Below are 13,440 nucleotides of genomic sequence, written 5' to 3'. Positions count from 1 at the left end.
ATCCGCAAGGGCATATTCATGAAGCAAAGAAAGTGGAGGCGAACGTAATGGGGCTGACTCTGGATAATCCAGCGACCGCAGTGGCGATCGGCAAGCGCGAACGGATACGTGAGCTGATGCGCACGGTGGGCATGTTGCCGGTGTTGGTGCTGTTGCTGGTGGGCTTCGCGTTGATGAGCGAAAACTTCCTGACCCTGCAGAACCTGTCGATCATTACCCAGCAGGCCTCGGTCAATGTGGTGCTGGCCGCGGGCATGACCTTCGTGATCCTGACCGCCGGCATCGACCTTTCCGTGGGGGCGATTCTCGCGGCGTCGGCAGTGGTGGCGCTGCAGGCATCGATGTCGCCGCAGTACGGCATGCTGGGCATCGTTGCCGGTGTTGGCTTCGGCTTGTTGCTGGGCCTGGTCAACGGTGGGTTGATCGCGTTCATGCGCCTGCCGCCGTTTATCGTGACCCTCGGCGCCTTGACCGCCATGCGCGGGTTGGCGCGTCTGCTGGCCGACGACAAAACCGTATTCAATCCCGAACTGCCCTTTGCCTTCATCGGCAACGATTCGATCCTCGGCGTTCCGTGGCTGGTGGTGATCGCAGTGTGTGTCATCGGCCTCTCCTGGTTCATCCTGCGGCGAACGGTGATCGGCGTGCAGATCTATTCAGTGGGTGGCAACCCGGAAGCAGCGCGCCTGTCCGGGATCAAGGTGTGGAAGGTCTTGCTGTTCGTCTATGCACTGTCCGGTGCCCTGGCGGGTCTGGGCGCCGTGATGAGCGCTTCGCGACTGTTCGCGGCCAATGGTCTGCAGCTCGGGCAATCCTACGAACTCGATGCCATTGCCGCGGTGATCCTTGGCGGTACCAGCTTTACCGGCGGCGTCGGTACCATCGGCGGAACCCTGATCGGCGCGCTGATCATCGCGGTGTTGACCAATGGCCTGGTGCTGCTGGGGGTGTCCGACATCTGGCAATACATCATCAAGGGCCTCGTCATCATTGGTGCGGTGGCGCTCGATCGTTATCGCCAGTCCGGCGCACGAACCTGATTCAACCGCTGTTCTCGAACACCGATTCAAAAAAGAGCCACCCATAATCACAAGAGAGAAATCATGAACTTCAAACGCACGTTTCCCGCTGTCGTCTCCCTGTGCCTGGTCACGTTGTTGTCTCAGGGTGTCGAGGCCCGTGAATTGAAATCGATGGGCATCAGCCTCGGCTCGTTGGGCAACCCGTATTTCGTGACCCTGGCCGACGGCGCCAAGGCGAGGGCGCTTGAGCTGAACCCGAATGCCAAGGTCATGTCGGTGTCGGCCGATTACGACCTGAGCAAGCAATTCACCCAGATCGACAACTTCATTTCCGCTGGCGTCGACCTGATCCTGCTGAACGCAGTCGATCCGGCGGCCATCGAGTCTGCTGTCAAGAAAGCCCGCAAGGCCGGGATCGTGGTAGTGGCCGTGGACGTGAATGCCAAGGGCGTGGACGCTACCGTGCAGACCGACAACGTCGAGGCCGGCAAATTGGCCTGTCAGTTCATCGTCGACAAGCTGTCCGGCAAGGGCAACGTGATCATCCAGAACGGCCCGCAAGTGACCGCGGTAACCGACCGCGTCACGGGCTGTAAAACAGCGTTTGCCGCTGCGCCCGGCATCAAGGTTCTGTCCGATGATCAGGACGCCAAAGGTTCCCGTGAAGGTGGGCTGAATGCCATGCAGGGCTATCTGACGCGCTTCCCGAAAATCGACGGTTTGTTCGCCATCAACGACCCGCAGGCCATCGGTAGCGATCTTGCCGCCAGACAGCTGAAACGCAGTGGCATTGTCATTACTTCCGTGGACGGCGCACCGGACATCGAGAACGCACTGAAAACCGAGTCGTCGGTCCAGGCGTCTGCCAGCCAGGACCCATGGGCCATGGCGCAGAGTGCGGTGGTGATCGGCAATGACCTTCTCAACGACAAGAAGCCTGCCGAAGTGCTCACCTTGCTGACGCCCAAGCTGATTACCCGCGATAATGTCGGCTCATATAGTGGCTGGTCCAGCAAACATTGAGCCGATGACGGGGTGGAGAGAGTGCTGTGGTAACGATGGATGATGTGGCAAAGATTGCGCAGGTATCGACGTCGACGGTTTCGCACGTTTTGAATGGCACGCGCAAGGTCAGCCCGGCCACGGCGCGTGCGGTCGAAATGGCGGTCCAGGAACTTGGCTACATCCCGAATACGCTGGCACGTTCGTTGGCGCGTTCGACCACCAACACCATTGGCGTGGCGATCTCGGCACTCTCCAACCAGTATTTCAGCGAGACGGTGCACGCAATTGAAACCGAGTGCGCCAAGCACGGCATAATGATGCTGTTCGTCGATACCCACGACGATCCCGAACAGGAACTGCGCGTCGTCAAAGCCCTGCACCATCGACGTGTCGACGGCATCTTGCTGGCTCCGTCGATGGGGCAACACCCTCTGGCCCTGGACTATCTGCAGGCCAATGATATTCCGACAGTGCTGGTCGACCGCCTCGTCGCCAAAGGCTTTGATCAGGTCGGTGTTGAAAACATAAAGTCGTCTCAGGCCCTGGTGGCGCATCTGATCGAGCATGGGCACCGACGTATTGCGTTGATTGCCGGTCGCCCGGGATTCAGCACCACCGACGAGCGGATCGAAGGTTATCAAGCCGCGTTGATGGCGGCGGGGCTGCCCTTTGATCCGGCGTTGCTGGTCAATGGTGAATCGAACAGTGAACCAGCACGGGTAGTCACTCGGCAGTTGCTGGCACTGCAATCGCCACCGACAGCGATCATGGCGGCCAACAACCTCATGACCCTTGGCGCCATGCATGCCTTGCGCGATGCGAACATCGCGGTGCCTGGGCAAATGGCGCTGGTAGGTTTCGATGATTTTGACTGGGCTGACTTTTTTGTCCCTCGCCTGACGTTGATCGCACAGCCGGTCAAGGCGTTGGGCGCTCGCGCAGTCTCCTTGCTGCTCGAACGAATTGAATCCCCTGAGCGTAAAAAACAGACCGTGCGCATGGCGCCAACGCTGCGGATTCGGAACTCATGTGGCTGTCTCTGATCAGTCCAGTTGATGGAAGTGAATGTTTATGAGCAGCCCCCTCTCACTCGGGATCGATCTCGGCACCTCGGAACTCAAGGCAATATTGCTGGATGAGAGCGGAACAGTGCTGGCCCATGCCGGTGCCCGGTTGGCGGTTTCACGGCGGCACAGCGGTTGGTCCGAGCAAGATCCGCAAGACTGGTGGCAGGCCTGCCTGAGCGCGCTGGATCAATTACGGCTCAGTCACCCAGACGCCTATGCGCGTATTCGCTGCATCGGGTTGTCGGGGCAGATGCATGGTGCGGTGCTGCTGGGCGATGACGACCGTGTGTTGTACCCGGCGATATTGTGGGATGACTCCCGCGCCATCACCCAGGCCGACGCGCTGGGTTGCCAATACCCCGGTTTTGCCGAGGTGACGGGCAGTTTGCCGATGGCCGGATTGACGGCGCCCAAGCTGATGTGGCTGCACCAGCATGAGCCGCAGGTGTTCAACGCCATTGACTGCGTCTTGTCGCCCAAGGACTACCTGCGGCTACGACTGAGCGGCGAGCGCATCAGTGATATGTCGGACGCCGCTGGCACGTTATGGCTGGATGTGGCCAGGCGTGACTGGTTCGAACCCATGGTGCGCGCCACCGGGCTTGAGCCCGTTCAGATGCCCGCGCTGGTCGAGGGGGGCGCCGCCTGTGCAAGCTTGAGTGCCTCGGCGGCCAGGCGATTGGACTTGCCCGCAGGGTTGGTTATCGCCGGTGGAGGCGGTGACAATCCTGTCTCGGCGGTCGGCATCGGTGCCATCAATGCCGGCGATGCGTTTATTACCCTGGGTACCAGCGCCGCGATAGTCGCGATCACCGATCACCCTGCGGGCAATCCAGCCAGTGCCGTGCACAGTTTTTGCCACGCACTCCCGCACCGTTGGTACACCATGGGCGCCATGCTGGCGGGTGCCAGTTGCTTGCGTTGGGTGACTCGCCTGTTGGGTTTTGCTGATGAACAAGCGCTGCTGCAGCACGTGCAGACGACGCTACCGATCGATCAATCCGTGGCGCTTTCAAACCCGCTTTTCCTACCCTATCTCGCCGGTGAGCGCACCCCGCACAATGATCCTTTGCTGCGCGGCGGCTTCATGAGCCTGGGCCATGACTGCACGCCAGCGATGCTCGGTTACGCGGTGATGGAAGGGGTCGGCTTCGGTCTGCTGGACGCGATGAATGCGCTGCAGTCAGCCGGTGCCGCAGTAGGGGAGTGCGCACTGGTGGGCGGCGGCGCCCGCAGCGATTATTGGGCGCAGTTGCTGGCCAATATTCTGCAGCGGGAAATATATACCTTGCACGGTAGCGAACTCAGCGCCTGCATCGGTGCCGCCAAGCTGGGTTTCCTGGCTTACGGGCGCGGTTGCGATCTGTTGCAGGCGGGTATGCCGATCAAGGCACGGTACTTTCCTGCAGTCGAACAACAACTCGCGCTAGAAGCCCGTTACCAGAAATTCCGCGGTTTGCTGTCAGCAGCGAAAACGCTGCACGGTTGAATTCTTCTAGTCATTTCAGTGGATCTCAACAGCTAAGCTTCGCACCGTACCACGACCAACCCATGATGATGGCGGCCGCCAGCATTCCAGCGGTCATGAAAATGTAGGCCGCCCCCGGATTGCCGGTCAGTCCAATCAGGTAACCGACGATCCACGAACCGAGACTTCTCAAGAACCCGCTGGTGCTGGGCCATGAATTCATCGGGGTGATCGCGGGAGTGCCGACCGGCAGCGCGCTCAAGGTGGGGCAGCGGGTCGCGGTAAATCCTTCACAATCGTGCAACAAGTGCGCGCAGTGCCTGGAGGGCAAACAGAATATCTGCCGCAGCATGAAGTTCATGGGCAGCGCGCAGTTCAATCCCCATGTAAATGGTGGTTTTTCCGATTATGTGGCGGTCACCGAGCAACAGTGAGTGCCTTACGCCGATCACTCAAAAGACAGCGTGATGGTCTTCGCCGAGCCTTTGACGGTGGTGATTCATGCTGTGCATCAGGCAGGGGATCTGGTGGGTAAAAAGGTACTGGTCACCGGCTCCGGATCGATTGGCTGTCTGGTAATGGCTGCGGCGCTCAAGGCCGGTGCGGCCGGAGTCGTCGCCACCGACATGAGCGAATGCTGTCGCGAATTGGCAATGCGGATGGGCGCGACGCTCGCCGTGGACCCGACCGACACCGAACGCACGGCGCCATGGACCGAGGAGGGCGGTTACTTCGACGTTTGCTTCGAAGCGTTCGGCGCACCGGCAGCGATTGCTTCAACAGCATCGTTCACTCGCCCGAAAGGTACGGTGGTGCAGTTGGGCATGGGCCACAACTCGATCGAGATGCCGCTGGGCCTGCTGCTGGTCAAAGAGATCAAGCTGGTCGGTTCATTCCGTTTCATCGACGAGTTCACCACCTCGGTGGCCTGGCTCGAGAGCGTTCGTTTCTCCGCAACGATCGTCCGAAACCATTGCTGGTTGTCCAACCGCCTACGCGGTAACCCGCGTGCCACCAAACACTTCATTGAGCGAGAGCCTAGGATTCCAGGCGCAACTTCAGATTTATCCCGATAACGCCTGGAATTCCAGGCGTTATCGGCCTGCAAGCGCTGTGTCGCCCCCCATGTGCTGGGGGTGCCGTCGGTGCGCTGAGGTAGCAGAATGGAATAAAAGATTACTATATCCGATATCTGGTCAGGGGTATCAGCCATGCGCACCACTTACAGTAAAAGCCAGGCTCGCCGCCGTATGCGCCGTCGGCTGGTGTTGGTTGCGCAAGGGCAGACGTTCGTCATTACCCAGGAAGGGAAAGCGGCTTGCCTGCTAGTACAGGTCGAAGCAACAGAGCGCACACATTGGAAAACCTGACTCTACAATCCTTAACCCAAAAACGGACAGAGTCTTAATGGCAGCGAAATCCTTCCGCTGCACGTAAACTCATCAGCCATTAACAGTCATTGCAAGCGTAGATTGAAGGCGAAGTCCATCGAGTCCTGCGGAAAGAGGCAGATGGGCACACACAGATTTTGAGAGGCGATGTAGCCAGTTTGGCTGACAGCTTGTTAGACGACTGAAGGGCGATTCGCGTCGCCTTATAGTCGAGGACCATCGCATTACCTCACCCAACCATAGGGCTTCCCCTTTCGTGCAACCCCCCAACCTTGAGCAACTGCTCGCTCAGACCATTGAGGTCGTTATTCGTGCCGGCCAGCTACTGATTGCCGAGTGGGCGAGAGTTGATGGACCTCGGGGTCAAGGTGACAAGGCCGCCGTAGACGAAGAAATCGAACAGTTCTTACATCAGCACCTGCTGAAGCTTCTTCCATGCGACTTCTGGGGAGAGGAGACCGGACATCTTCTGACGGGCCATCCATGGTGCTGGGTCGTTGACCCGAACGACGGGACCGCAGATTTTCTTAAGGGGCTCAAAGGCTCAGCCCTTTCCATCGGTCTATTGCACAAACAGTCGCCGGTATTAGGCGTGGTGTATGCCCCCGTCACCGTTGAGGGAACGCCTGATTGCATTGCTTGGGCAGAAGGGATGGCCGAGGTGAACCGCAATGGACAGTCGGTCACGTCACGGCTTACTACCAAAACGTTGTCGAGCGACGAGTTCGTGATGGTCAGTGCCGCTGCAATCAATAAGCCTGAAATTAATAGCAAGCTCTGCCAACCCAGCACTTTTGTAGCAATGCCATCCATTGCCTACAGGCTTGCCAAAGTCGCCGCCGGGGAGGGGGTCTGTGGCGTCTCTCTTTATCCGGTTTCTGCACATGACGTTGTCGCGGGCCACGCACTCTTGAGAGGAGCGGGCGGCGTTTTATTTGATGAGCGAGGCGAAGTCATTACCTACGTTACTGAAGCCAATATGCAAACGGTATCACAACGCTGCTTCGGTGGTTCAGTGGTTCAGTGGTTCAGTGGCAGCGTGCCGCGTCTTGCTGGCTCGTGAATGGGATCTTATTTTCACTTAATCCCCAACCAACCCGCTGCCCAACTTATTTGAGCAACTGGTATTGCTTGAATTTGACCGATTCAACTGCACGCAGTCCGCAAGCGCCCGACCGAAAACCTCTCGAATGAGATTTCCTAAAACCCAGGCGTCGATTAGCGGAACGCTTACGCTCCGAATCCATATCTAGGCAGGACCTCCCCATTCCAGCGCTTGAAGTACCCTACGAACCTGCTTGCCTCCGATCTCAGTTCCACAGAGCAATACTGGCGTATCTCCGCCGAGGGCTTTGTTTGGTTTAGACATCCAGCATGCGGCCATATTTCTATTTTGGAACACCTGTTCGGCCAAATGGCAGACCACGGCAACGCGATCTAGCCGTTCTGAAGCGACGGAGTTGAGGGGCTTTTGTTCACGGCTACGTCGCTTGAACGTGGAGATTGACGCGTTGAGGAGCATCTCTAAGCTACGTCCCTGAAGGTCAAAAGCTATGCGAGCCACTTGGAAAAGCTGAGCGGAAAAGCCTGCTTTGATCTGGAGCAATCGCTCTGAATCTTTGAGCAAAACGCGATTAGCGCTGAAATCCCAGAATGCGGCGATCGCGGCGTCACGCAATTCGCCTTTCTTGTTTACCTGACGCCGAGCAGTCGTTGGGGTATTCATCGGTTCAGTGTGGGTCAGCAACGGGAAACATGAATGAGAGCCTGCCCGGGGGGGCGACGGCGAACCGTCACCAACAAATCATTCAGTACAATCCTTGTGCGAATTTGGGCCTACTTTCAACGCGTAATTGTAGAGCTGAATACAGGCCCCGAAGCACCGAAAGGCAAAGTGTCGCTATGTTCCTCTATTCGTCCTGCCAAAGCCACGTCATCTCGCGTTGGAAAATGCCGTAACAAAAACGTGGCATCACGCCTTACTCGATCTGGAAGGGAGCTATCTCGGCTTAGCTCAACTAGAAATTCGCGAGTCTGCACCACCGCGCGCGAACGCTCGTCTGGCATCGTCATTTTTTATCTCCACGAGGGCGGGTATGCACAGCTGCTGTGGCTTGCAGCCTCAAGTCCATCGCTCATTGGCTGGTAGTGTTATTCCTCCGGATGTTTTCATTCTACGTCGGTGTACTAAGCTTACGAGACCAAACCGACAAATGACAGAATGCGTGCAACTAATGTTTCTCAAAAATACGGAAACCGATTTTTCAGGAAATTAGTTCTCTAGTTTTCAACTTTTTAGTTCGGAGTTCTGGCGCATCAGTGCCTTACGAGGCTCATGAACATTTCTAACATGGCATCTGGTTTAACATAATATACATTACACGTAACAAGGTGTTTCGAGATTAGCCCGGTTGCACGCAGATTTTGAAGCGATCAAATCGCCTCAGCCACTCATTCTCCCATCAGCTTCTCAAACAACTCCGTGTGTTCGGGAAATTGCTCGGTAAGCTGCTGCTGATTACCCAACTCCATATCTGCAAAATCAAACCCTGGTGTAACCGCTTCGCTGATCAGGCCGTATCCCGCCAGTCCACTTGTAAGCTGCGAAGCTTTCCAAACGCCACCAGGTACAGGCAACTGCAGACATTGTCCGGCGATTATATCGCTGCCCATCACAACGGTTTTTAATGTCCCGTCTGGAAAAATCAGGCTGTACTGAATCGCATCTCCCACATGGTAGTAATGCACGATGTCCGATTGGTTCAGATGAAAATGACCTGTCGGCGAATCCTTGGTCAGCAAGTAGTAAATGGATGTCATCAGGTAGCGTCGGCCCTCAGTGGTCTCAACCATCGCGTGGTGATCGGTTTGAAAGGTTCTGCGGTAGAAACCGCCTTCCATGTGGGGTTCCAGGTTCAGTGCTGCGATTACAGCCTCAGCGCTGGGAATGTGTTTATCAAAGGTGTTGGTAGTCATGTTGTATGAGCCCTCAAGCCTTTGAAATAGCGCACCATCAATGCGCTCACTCTATTGCTGCTATGCAAGCGATTTATAATAACTATGCTAAATAGCTCTTTAGTAGAGCTAGCCATTAGAGCTTGAGCACACGAGTACTCACTACCCTCGTCCACTATTGTTATTCATGCCGCACTGGTGTTTGCGACACGAGCGGTTCGAATAAACAAAGCGCGCACTCCATAATCGTCGTACCTTTTTAACCGATGACAGTAGATTTGATGGCGCTTAAAAAGCGTAGCAGCCATGTGCCCATTTGGACGGCTATGCTCCAGTGATCTTTGTTGGTCGGGAAATGCGTAATGCATCCAGGTACAACTCTGCTGAAGTGGCCAGGCCGGCTCGTGCTGCTCGGCGTACTCGGCCTCAGTGGCTGCGTACGACTTGGGCCGGACTTCCAGCCGCCCGGCGAAGAATGGGTCAAACACTGGAGCACCCCTGCCCTTGAGCAATCCAGCCAGCGGAGCCTGAACCCGGACATTCGTCAGTGGTGGCAAGTCTTTGCCGATCCGGTCCTCAATCATTTGATTGCCGAGTCGGATGCACGCAACTCCAGTCTCAAAATCGCCGGCCTGCGCGTCATGGAAGCCCGTGCCCAACTCGGCATTGCTCAAAGTGGTCTTTACCCGCAACTGCAGCAAGCCAGTGTCGACAGCCTTTATTTCAACCGCAGGCAATCCGGTGGGACCAACCCGCAAGACAGCCATTTCTGGCAACACAGCGCGGGGTTCGACGTGGGTTGGGAGTTGGACTTCTGGGGCCGCTTCAGTCGCGCCATCGAGTCGTCCGATGCCAGCTACTTCGCCGCCCAAGCCAACTATGAAGACGTACTCGTACTGCTGCGCGCGCAAGTGGCCGATACTTATTTTTCGCTGCGCACCACCGAAGCTCGTTTGCGTGTCGCTCGGGAAAACGCCAAACAGCAAAAACGCAACTTCGAGATCACCGAAAAGCTCTTCAACAGTGGCCAAACTGCCGAACTCGACCTGCAACAAGCCAGAACCCAGTACCTGGGCACGTTGAGCACCATCCCCAATTTCGAAGACCAGTTGCAACGAACCCGCAATGCGTTGGCGGTGCTGATTGGTCAGCCGCCCGGCGCACTGCCACAACTGCTCGAGAACGAGGGATTGATCCCGCTGGTCGACCGTGCCGTGTTGCAAGATGTACCGGCCAACCTGCTCCTGCGTCGGCCCGACGTGCGCGCCGCCGAGCTCAATGTCGCCGCCCAGTCAGCGCTGATTGGCGTGGCCGAGAGCGATTTCTATCCGTCGCTGACCTTGCTGGGCAGCATCGTCTGGTCTACCGACACGCTCAGTGGCACACCCCGGAATCTGGATTTAATTGGCGGCCCCAGTCTGCGCTGGAATCTGTTCGATCACGGCCGGATCAGCAACAACGTGCGCGTGCAGGATGCGCGGTTGCAGCAGCTGATCGAGGCTTACCGCGACAAGGTTCGCCAGGCAGCACGCGAGGCAGACGATGCGGCCTATGGCCTGATCAAATCCCTGGAGCGCGAACGCATCCTGCGTGAGGCCGGAGTGGCGGCCAAGCGTTCGCTGGTGCTGGCCAGCGCGCAGTATCGCGAAGGTTATTCGGACTTCCAGCGTGTGCTGGATGCGCAGCGTGCCTTGCTCGAACAACAGGACAATTACCTGGTCGCCCGCAGCAATGCCGTGAGTAATGTCATTGCCTTGTACAAAGCCGTGGGCGGTGGCTGGTACAGCGCCCAGCCGACAGTTGATCCAACCACCCGCCAGCAAATGGAAAAACGTACCGACTGGGGCGATCTGCTGGAAGAACCCGCGACTGCACAGCCTGCCATTCCAATGTCTTACAAGGTAAAAGACCAATGAGTGAAACCGCCCCCTCCTCGTCCGAGCCCCCAGTCGCCCAGGCACCAGCGCCGGCTGCCGACCCGGCGAAAAAAGGCATCAAATGGGTGCTAGTACTGATCCTCCTGAGCCTGACCTGGTACCTGTTGGCGGATCGTTTCACACCCTACACACAACAGGCCCGGGTGGGTGCCTTTGTGATTCCGGTCGCCTCGGAAGTGGCAGGCCGCGTGACCCGGGTGAACGTGCGCAACAACCAGGACGTCAAGGCCGGCGAAGTTCTTTTCGAGGTGGACCCTCAGCCGTATCAGATTGCCGTCGACCGCGCGCGCGCCGACCTGGAATCGACCCGCCGACAGATCGGTGCCAGCACCGCCGGTATTGCTTCGGCGCAAGCCAACTTGCGGGCGGCCCAGGCCAATGAGCTCAAGGCGCGCCAGGACAATCAGCGTCTTGAGGGTTTGTATCGCGAAGACCCCGGCACCATTTCCGTACGCCTGCTCGAAGTCTCTCGCGCCAACCGGGAACAGGCTGTGAGTCAGGTCGCCGCGGCCCGCGCCGAAGTGCAGCGCGCGCGTGAGCAGGAAGGCGGCAGCGAGGAAGACAACGCCTTGCTGCGCAGTGCCGCCACGGCGTTGTCCAAAGCCGAACTGGATCTGTCCAACACGCAGATTCGCGCTCGCTCGGCCGGACTGATTACGGATCTGCGTACTGACGCTGGGCAATTCGCTGCCGCCGGCAGCCCGGTCATGACCCTGATCGCCATTCATGATGTGTGGATCAGCGCGGACATGACCGAGAACAACCTCGGTCTGGTGACGCTCGACACGCCGGTTTCGATTGTTCTGGATGCTCTGCCGGGCGAAGTATTCGAGGGGCGCGTGCGCAGCGTCGGTTATGGCGTCAGCGTGGGGCAGACACCCGCGCCTGGCACGCTTCCCAGTGTGCAGAACAGCCGTGACTGGCTGCGTCCGGCGCAACGCTTCCCGGTGATCATCGAGTTTTCCGAAGAGTCAATGAACACGCTGCGTAAGAGTCGCGGTATCCACGCCATTCGCGCCGGAGGGCAGGCCGAAGTCATGGCTTTCCCCTCCCAAGGCAACCCGCTCAACCCACTCGGTCGCGTATTCCTGGGGCTGATGAGTTGGCTGTCCTATGCCTACTAAACGCACACCCCGGGCTCAACGCGCACTGCGCCTGGCCACCGGCACGGCACTGTGCCTGGCGACCAGTTTTGGGCTGGGTTTGCCGATCCCGTTTATCGCCCCGGTGCTCTGCGTGCTGCTGCTCGCCTCACTCAATCGTGCGTTGCCTTTCAAGGCCGCCGTAGTACTCGCATTGGTGGCGCTGTTGACGACCGGCATCGGCCTGCTGTTGATTCCGATCCTGCGCTACTACCCCGTCAGCGGCCTGCTGCTGGTCGGTACAAGTCTGTTCCTGGCCTTCCGTTTCGGTCTGCGTGGCGGCAATAACCTGATCGTCACGTTTCTGGTGATTGGCCTGACCATGATCTCGGCGGCCGGTGTGGCGGAATTTGATTTAGCCGCAATGGTTATCGGTGCGTTGGTCAAGGGGTTACTCCTGGCGGTCCTGGTACTGGCGCTGAGTCATTGGTTGTTTCCCGAACCGGCCAACGCCCCTTCCCCCCGGCCGCCCCGACCCTGCCAGCCGAAGAAGTCGGTCGAGTGGCGCTGCGTGCCACCCTGATCGTGCTGCCGACCTTCCTGTTGGCGCTGATCGATCCGGCCAGTTATCTGCCGATCATCTTGAAGGCCGTGACCCTGGGCCAGCAAAGCTCGACGACGACCGCACGCCAAGCCGGCCGTGAGCTGGTCGGTTCAACCTTGCTCGGTGGCCTGCTGGCCATCCTGTTCTGGTGTGCCCTGAGTCTGTTCGTGCATCTGTGGATGTTCTTTTTGTGGATGCTGCTGTTTGGCCTCGTGCTGGCGCGCAAGCTGTATGCCCTGAGTCCTTCGGGATTGAGCCCGGGGTTCTGGCTCAACAGCCTGATCACGATGATTATTCTTTTGGGTCAGTCGGTTCAGGACAGCGCGGCGGGCAAGGACGTGTACACGGCGTTTGCGGTGCGTATGGGGTTGTTTATCGCCGTGACACTGTATGCCGACCTGATGGTGCATTTGCTCGATCAACATCGGCCAAAAAAGGCTCAAGGGTTAACCTGATACCCCTTCCCCTGCAGGCAACTGGTATAGGCCGTTGTGCTGGTCGCCGCACTGGTTTTCTGCTGCGCCCGGCGTTCCTGACGCTGACGTGAACCACCCACTACGGCTCCCGCTGCCGCAGTCCCTTTTGCCTGGTTCTGGCGATAGTCCTGCTTCACGTCATCATCGACGCCATTATAAAACTCGTCATGCTGACGGCCGCGCACCTCTGCCCCCGCAGCCCCGGCGGCAGCGCCCACAGCAGCGCCGCGTAATCTTCCCCCTGCTGGAGGTGGCGCCGCCGAGGCGCTCTGACTGGCCGCGATATTGTGGCAATCGGTGATGTCCAGTTGGGTTTGTTGCGAACTCTGCCCTTTCATCGGCACGACCGTTTCTGCCCAGCCCTGGGTCCAGGAAACCGACAATGCGACGCACAGGCTAATGGATGACAACCTTTTCATGATGACCTCCGACA

At 58.2% G+C, this 13,440-nt stretch carries 15 protein-coding genes and 1 pseudogene; 11 read left to right on the top strand and 5 right to left on the bottom strand.

The window, feature by feature from the left end; all coding sequences use genetic code 11:
* Positions 1-47: 47 nt before the first annotated feature.
* The 4 genes from JFU47_RS04020 to xylB all read left to right on the top strand — a co-directional run bounded on the left by JFU47_RS04020 (position 48) and on the right by xylB (position 4,583).
* On the top strand, positions 48-1,040 hold the full coding sequence (locus JFU47_RS04020) for an ABC transporter permease subunit (protein ID WP_201181520.1): 993 nt from the start codon (positions 48-50) through the stop codon (positions 1,038-1,040).
* A gap of 63 nt (positions 1,041-1,103) precedes the next feature.
* Positions 1,104-2,045: an ABC transporter substrate-binding protein gene (locus tag JFU47_RS04015; protein ID WP_201181107.1), complete on the top strand. Its 942-nt coding sequence runs from the start codon at positions 1,104-1,106 to the stop codon at positions 2,043-2,045.
* A 26-nt stretch (positions 2,046-2,071) separates the two neighbouring features.
* The gene (locus JFU47_RS04010) at positions 2,072-3,070 is read left to right on the top strand and encodes a substrate-binding domain-containing protein (RefSeq protein WP_201181105.1); all 999 of its coding nucleotides are present in this window, start codon (positions 2,072-2,074) and stop codon (positions 3,068-3,070) included.
* 28 nt (positions 3,071-3,098) lie between these two features.
* A complete protein-coding gene (xylB, locus tag JFU47_RS04005) occupies positions 3,099-4,583 on the top strand; it encodes a xylulokinase (protein ID WP_201181103.1) in 1,485 nt (494 codons plus the stop codon).
* 25 nt (positions 4,584-4,608) lie between these two features.
* Here the strand turns inward: xylB and JFU47_RS04000 are convergent, their stop codons facing one another.
* Positions 4,609-4,785 (bottom strand): hypothetical protein, encoded by a 177-nt coding sequence (locus JFU47_RS04000; RefSeq protein WP_201181539.1) that lies wholly within the window; start codon positions 4,783-4,785, stop codon positions 4,609-4,611.
* Between JFU47_RS04000 and JFU47_RS03995 the strand changes: the two genes are divergently transcribed.
* The 4 genes from JFU47_RS03995 (at position 4,766) to JFU47_RS03980 (ending at position 7,016) form a co-directional block, all read left to right on the top strand.
* Positions 4,766-4,996, top strand: a complete 231-nt coding sequence (locus JFU47_RS03995; protein ID WP_201181102.1) for an alcohol dehydrogenase catalytic domain-containing protein — start codon at positions 4,766-4,768, stop codon at positions 4,994-4,996. The two genes, JFU47_RS04000 and JFU47_RS03995, sit on opposite strands and share 20 nt — an antisense overlap.
* Positions 4,997-5,638 (top strand): zinc-binding dehydrogenase, encoded by a 642-nt coding sequence (locus JFU47_RS03990; RefSeq protein ID WP_201181093.1) that lies wholly within the window; start codon positions 4,997-4,999, stop codon positions 5,636-5,638.
* Positions 5,639-5,773: 135 nt separating this feature from the next.
* Positions 5,774-5,932: a hypothetical protein gene (locus tag JFU47_RS03985; protein ID WP_201181091.1), complete on the top strand. Its 159-nt coding sequence runs from the start codon at positions 5,774-5,776 to the stop codon at positions 5,930-5,932.
* 277 nt (positions 5,933-6,209) lie between these two features.
* Positions 6,210-7,016, top strand: coding sequence for an inositol monophosphatase family protein (locus JFU47_RS03980; RefSeq protein ID WP_201181089.1), 807 nt, complete (start codon positions 6,210-6,212; stop codon positions 7,014-7,016).
* 186 nt (positions 7,017-7,202) lie between these two features.
* On the opposite strand, the gene JFU47_RS03975 is transcribed toward JFU47_RS03980, so the two are convergent.
* From JFU47_RS03975 to JFU47_RS03970, 3 genes are all read right to left on the bottom strand, one after another.
* Complete coding sequence (locus JFU47_RS03975; protein ID WP_201181087.1) at positions 7,203-7,679, bottom strand: antitoxin Xre/MbcA/ParS toxin-binding domain-containing protein; 477 nt, start codon at positions 7,677-7,679, stop codon at positions 7,203-7,205.
* A gap of 116 nt (positions 7,680-7,795) precedes the next feature.
* On the bottom strand, positions 7,796-8,020 hold the full coding sequence (locus JFU47_RS33350; RefSeq protein ID WP_342215350.1) for a BPSL0761 family protein: 225 nt from the start codon (positions 8,018-8,020) through the stop codon (positions 7,796-7,798).
* Positions 8,021-8,404: 384 nt separating this feature from the next.
* Positions 8,405-8,929 (bottom strand): cupin domain-containing protein, encoded by a 525-nt coding sequence (locus tag JFU47_RS03970; protein WP_201181085.1) that lies wholly within the window; start codon positions 8,927-8,929, stop codon positions 8,405-8,407.
* A gap of 341 nt (positions 8,930-9,270) precedes the next feature.
* Between JFU47_RS03970 and JFU47_RS03965 the strand changes: the two genes are divergently transcribed.
* The 3 genes and pseudogenes from JFU47_RS03965 (at position 9,271) to JFU47_RS03955 (ending at position 12,986) form a co-directional block, all read left to right on the top strand.
* Positions 9,271-10,824, top strand: coding sequence for an efflux transporter outer membrane subunit (locus tag JFU47_RS03965; RefSeq protein WP_201181083.1), 1,554 nt, complete (start codon positions 9,271-9,273; stop codon positions 10,822-10,824).
* Complete coding sequence (locus tag JFU47_RS03960) at positions 10,821-11,969, top strand: HlyD family secretion protein (protein ID WP_201181081.1); 1,149 nt, start codon at positions 10,821-10,823, stop codon at positions 11,967-11,969. Before JFU47_RS03965 ends, JFU47_RS03960 begins: the two co-directional genes overlap by 4 nt.
* A pseudogene (locus JFU47_RS03955) lies at positions 11,959-12,986 on the top strand (DUF2955 domain-containing protein). Before JFU47_RS03960 ends, JFU47_RS03955 begins: the two are co-directional and overlap by 11 nt.
* Here JFU47_RS03955 and JFU47_RS03950 read toward each other — a convergent pair.
* Positions 12,971-13,426 carry a YMGG-like glycine zipper-containing protein gene (locus tag JFU47_RS03950; protein WP_201181080.1) on the bottom strand — a complete coding sequence of 152 codons (456 nt, stop codon included), beginning with the start codon at positions 13,424-13,426 and terminating at the stop codon, positions 12,971-12,973. The pseudogene JFU47_RS03955 and the gene JFU47_RS03950 overlap by 16 nt on opposite strands.
* Between the last annotated feature and the right edge of the window lie 14 nt (positions 13,427-13,440).

The organism is Pseudomonas sp. TH39(2020) (assembly GCF_016650715.1).
GTDB classification, from domain to species: domain Bacteria; phylum Pseudomonadota; class Gammaproteobacteria; order Pseudomonadales; family Pseudomonadaceae; genus Aquipseudomonas; species Aquipseudomonas mandelii_C.
Note: the sequence above shows the minus strand (reverse complement) of the source record. Positions and strands in the feature narration are given on the sequence as shown.

Coding starts and splice junctions, on each gene's coding strand:
- JFU47_RS04020 (WP_201181520.1), top strand. CDS start 48: ATGGGGCTGACTCTGGATAATCCAGCGACCGCAGTGGCGATCGGCAAG.
- JFU47_RS04015 (WP_201181107.1), top strand. CDS start 1,104: ATGAACTTCAAACGCACGTTTCCCGCTGTCGTCTCCCTGTGCCTGGTC.
- xylB (WP_201181103.1), top strand. CDS start 3,099: ATGAGCAGCCCCCTCTCACTCGGGATCGATCTCGGCACCTCGGAACTC.
- JFU47_RS04000 (WP_201181539.1), bottom strand. CDS start 4,785: ATGAATTCATGGCCCAGCACCAGCGGGTTCTTGAGAAGTCTCGGTTCG.
- JFU47_RS03985 (WP_201181091.1), top strand. CDS start 5,774: ATGCGCACCACTTACAGTAAAAGCCAGGCTCGCCGCCGTATGCGCCGT.
- JFU47_RS03975 (WP_201181087.1), bottom strand. CDS start 7,679: ATGAATACCCCAACGACTGCTCGGCGTCAGGTAAACAAGAAAGGCGAA.
- JFU47_RS33350 (WP_342215350.1), bottom strand. CDS start 8,020: ATGCCAGACGAGCGTTCGCGCGCGGTGGTGCAGACTCGCGAATTTCTA.
- JFU47_RS03970 (WP_201181085.1), bottom strand. CDS start 8,929: ATGACTACCAACACCTTTGATAAACACATTCCCAGCGCTGAGGCTGTA.
- JFU47_RS03965 (WP_201181083.1), top strand. CDS start 9,271: ATGCATCCAGGTACAACTCTGCTGAAGTGGCCAGGCCGGCTCGTGCTG.
- JFU47_RS03960 (WP_201181081.1), top strand. CDS start 10,821: ATGAGTGAAACCGCCCCCTCCTCGTCCGAGCCCCCAGTCGCCCAGGCA.
- JFU47_RS03950 (WP_201181080.1), bottom strand. CDS start 13,426: ATGAAAAGGTTGTCATCCATTAGCCTGTGCGTCGCATTGTCGGTTTCC.